The organism is Elioraea sp. (assembly GCF_051860475.1).
Classification (GTDB): domain Bacteria; phylum Pseudomonadota; class Alphaproteobacteria; order Acetobacterales; family Acetobacteraceae; genus Elioraea.
In genome coordinates this window covers 1-3,954 of sequence record NZ_JBHYDW010000234.1, presented here as the reverse complement: position 1 = coordinate 3,954, position 3,954 = coordinate 1, and the positions used below count along the sequence as shown (strand labels likewise).

Here is a 3,954-nt window from a genome sequence, read left to right as displayed (position 1 = left end):
AGGCGTGCGAGGTCGACGTGGTCCTCCGCGAGATCCATCCGTCCTGCTTCGATGCGGGCCACGTCCAGGATGTCGTTGATCAGCGACAGCAGGTGCCGGCCGGCCTCGTTGATCGCGCTCGCATACTCCTCGATCCGCTGCGCATCGGGCTTCGCGCTGTCATGCATCATCGCTTCCGAGAAGCCGATCACCGCGTTCAGCGGCGTGCGCAGCTCGTGGCTCATGGTGGCGAGGAACTGGCTCTTGGCGCGGCTCGCGGCTTCCGCCTCGGTGGCGGCACGGCGCAGGGCGGCCTCGGCCTGCTTCTGCTCGGTGACGTCGGTGTAGGTGACCACAAAGCCGCCATCCGGCGTGGGGTCGGAACGGACCTCGAGCACGCGCCCGTCGGGGCGGGTGCGCCAGTGGATGGTCGAGATCGAGCGGTCGCGGGTCAGGCGATCGCGGGCGGCCGCCTCGGCGGTCGCGGTCGGGCCGAACTCGCCGCGCTCGACCAGGGCCCGGACCAGTTCCTCCTGCGTCCGGCCCGGCTGCAGCAGGTCCGGCGAGTGGCCGAGCAGCTCGGCGGCGGCCCGGTTTGCGGCGACCACGCGCCGACCCTGGTCGAACAGGCAGATGCCGTGGCGGATGTGCTCGAGCATGGTATCGAGCACGGCCGCGCGCCGCATCGCCTCCGCCTCGGCCTCGACCACCGGGGTGATGTCGGTGACCACCGAGATGTGGCCACCGTCGGGCAGCGGGGCGGTCCGGATGTCGATCGCGGTGCCGTTGGGCCGCATGCGGCGCCGCCGCTGCGGTTTGGTGATGTCGCGGCTCGCTTCGCGGACGAAGGTCTCGCCGACCGCGCCGGGCCCGAACTCGCCGGCCTCGGTGCGCTTGCGGATCACCTCCTCGATGTGATCACCGATCGCCACCGGCGCACCCGCCATGATCTGCGTGTAGGCCGGGTTGACCATCGCAAGCCGCCGGTCGGGCCCATACACCGAGACGCCATGGGGCAGCGCCCGCAGGATTGCGTCGAGCAGCCGCGCGCGGGCACTCGCGTCGTTCTCGGCACGGGCGAGCGCCGTGATGTCGTTGGCCGAGACCATGAAGCCGCCGTCCGGCAGCGGGTCGTAGGCGAAGTCCAGCACCTGGCCGTTGGGACGGATGCGGCGGAACAGGTGCGGGCGGGCGAGATCGATGGCGAGCAGACGCGCGAGATACGCGTCCGGGTCGGGCTGGGTACCGAACTCGCCCCGCGCGGCGAGTTCGCGCAGATGCTGCTCGAAGGTAATGCCGGGCCGCACCATGCCGTCGGGCAGGCCAAGCAGCTCCTCGTAGCGGCGGTTGCGCAGCGTCATGCGCCGGTCAGCGCCGTAGACGCACACGCCGGTGCGCAACCGCAGCAGCACCATGTCCAGCCGCATGGCGTGGCCGCGTGCCTGCGTCTCCGCCTCGACGAGCGCCGTCACATCGACGGTGCAGACGATGTGCCCGCCATCCGGCAGCGGCTCGATCCGCACGTCGAAGGTGCGCCCGCCGATGCCGCTCCGCGTTCGCCTGCTGGGCCTGCTGCGGTCGATCGCCACCTGGGCGGCGACCTGCGCCTCGATATCCACCGTGCCGTACCAGCCGCGCGCGGCGAGCAGGCGAACGACCTCGGCCAGAGGCATGCCGGGATGGAACGCGTCCGGGGTCAGCCCGGCATCGACCGCGTAGGTCCGGTTGGCCCAGATGAGCCGCCGCTCGGGGTCGTAGAGGCAGATGCCGACGGGCAGACCATCAAGCGTGTCGCGCAGCAGCGCCTGCTGACGCGCGGAGGCGCGCGCGGCCTCCATCTCGACCGTGACGTCGCGTCCGATTCCGCGATAGCCGCGGAAATGACCGTCGCGGCCAAACACAGGCACGCCGCTGATGCGCACCCAGAACGGGGTTTCGGCACCGCGGCGGGAGCGGTAGGTGAGGTCGCGGAACGGCCGGTGCGCGGCGAGGTCCTCGGCGTGGCGCTGCCACATCGCCTCGTCGCCAGGCTCGCGCAGCACCTGCTCGAACCTGGTACGGCCGAGCATCGGGTCGCCCACGCGCGGTGTCAGCGCGCGCGCCCCGCGCCCGGGCTCGCGGACCGAGATGAAGGTGAAGCGCAGCGACCCGTCCTGCTCCCAGAACCAGTCGCCGGAGGCTTCGGTGAAGTCGAGCAGCCGCCGCTCGCGCTCGGCCAGGGCCTCGTAGGCGAGATTGAGGGCGGCGATCTCGGCGCTGAGCCGCGCGGTCTCGTCGCTCACCGCGGAAGCCTCGAGGCGGGTGCCCGCAGCCGGTCGAGCGCGTTGACGAAGGCTGCGAGCACCAGCACGGCCACGGTCTGGTGGAGTGTGCCGAGCCCGACCGGCACGACATGGACCAGAGCCGCGACGCCAAGGACGTATTGCGTTGCGACCATCCCGGCGAGCAGCAAGGCTGCCCTTCCTCCGGCCGTATGGCCGTGCCGCCACGCCGTCACCGCAAGCCAGGCGGAGGCGGCAAGTGTCAGGGTCGCGAGCAGGCGGTGATTGAACTGCACCGACGGGATCGACTCGAACAGGTTCAGCACCCAGGGCTCGAGCGCGAGATAGCCCGCCGGCACCAGCCGGCCGTCCATCAGCGGGAACGTGTTGTAGTCGAAGCCCGCGCGGATACCGGCGACGAAGCCGCCCGCCAGCATCGTGACAACCGCGAGCGCGCCGACGGCGAGCACGCCGCGCCGGAGCTCGCGAGGCGGCGCGGCGGTAGGCTCGCGGCTGAGCAGGCTGAGCGCGGTGCCGAGCAGCAGCGCGAAGATCAGGAACGCCATGCCGAGATGGATCACGAGACGATAGGGGCTGACCGCGGTGCGGTGCGGGAAGAACCCCGAGGCGACCATGAACCAGCCGAGGAACCCCTGAAGCCCGCCGAGCGCGAACAGCAGCGCCAGGCGCGGCACCAGCGCGCGGCGGACCTTGCCGAGCATGACGAGCGTGATGAACCCACCCAGGAACGCCACGCCGATCAGCTTCCCCCAGACCCGATGCAGATACTCGAGCCAGAAGATCTCCTTGAACCCCGCCAGGTCCATGCCCGCGTTCACCGCTGCGTATTGCGGGATCGTGCGATAGAGGTCGAACAGCCGCTGCCACTCGGTTTCGGAGAGCGGGGGGAACCAGCCGGTCAGCGGGCGCCATTCCATGATGGAGAGGCCCGAGCCGGTCAGCCGGGTGGCGCCGCCGAGGGCGACCATGATAAGCACCATTAGCGCGATGCCGAGCAGCCAGATCCCGACCGCAAGGTCTTCCCGGTGCACGGTGCCGGCGGTGCCGGAGCGGGGCATCGGGGTCAGATCGAACGGCATAATGGGCTCTCGCGTCTCGCGTCTCGCGGCACCGGCGGCGGCATGCCGGCTCGCCCGCAAAAGCCTAGCCGATCCGGCCCGCCTCGTCTTGTCGCTAACCGACCCCTCTGGTATGGCGCCCATCCAGACGGATTCAAGCGTCCGTGTACGGCCGCCAGACCTGGAGCCGGACGCCCGCCTCCCGAGCCGATGCACCAGACCCACCCGACACAGGCCGCGTCCGCGGCGTCCGATGCCCATGCGCTGATCTCGGTTGTGGTGCCGGTGCGCAACGAGGCACCGAACATCGCGCCGCTGATCGCCGAGATCCGTGCAGCGGTCGCCGGGCTCGGCGTCTATGAGATCGTGTATGTGGATGACGGCTCGACCGACGGCACGGCCGCCGCCCTCGCCGCCGAGGCACAGTCCGGCGACCTGGTGCGGCGGCGCCATCGCGTCTCCTGCGGGCAGAGTGCTGCCATCGCGACCGGGGTGAAGGCTGCTCGCGGGCGCTGGATCGTCACGCTGGACGGCGACGGCCAGAACGACCCGGCCGACATCCCGCGCCTGTTCGCCGCGGCGCTTGCGGAGGATGCGGCTGACCCCGCGCCGGTGCTGATCGCTGGGCACCGCAC

General features: G+C 71.1%; 3 protein-coding genes. 1 reads left to right on the top strand and 2 read right to left on the bottom strand.

Features of this window, described 5'->3' with window-relative positions; all coding sequences use genetic code 11:
• The coding region (locus ACTIFU_RS22885) for a PAS-domain containing protein (protein WP_439580635.1) at nucleotides 1-2,261 on the bottom strand (2,261 nt) is incomplete at its 3' end.
• A complete protein-coding gene (locus ACTIFU_RS22880) occupies nucleotides 2,258-3,340 on the bottom strand; it encodes a COX15/CtaA family protein (protein WP_439580634.1) in 1,083 nt (360 codons plus the stop codon). The genes ACTIFU_RS22885 and ACTIFU_RS22880, both read right to left, overlap by 4 nt.
• A gap of 189 nt (nucleotides 3,341-3,529) precedes the next feature.
• Between ACTIFU_RS22880 and ACTIFU_RS22875 the strand changes: the two genes are divergently transcribed.
• Nucleotides 3,530-3,954, top strand: a 425-nt coding sequence (locus tag ACTIFU_RS22875) for a glycosyltransferase family 2 protein (protein WP_439580633.1), incomplete at its 3' end; no start/stop codon positions are given.

Excerpts from the sequence above, each read along its gene's own strand:
- ACTIFU_RS22880 (WP_439580634.1), bottom strand. The coding sequence starts at position 3,340 with ATGCCGTTCGATCTGACCCCGATGCCCCGCTCCGGCACCGCCGGCACC.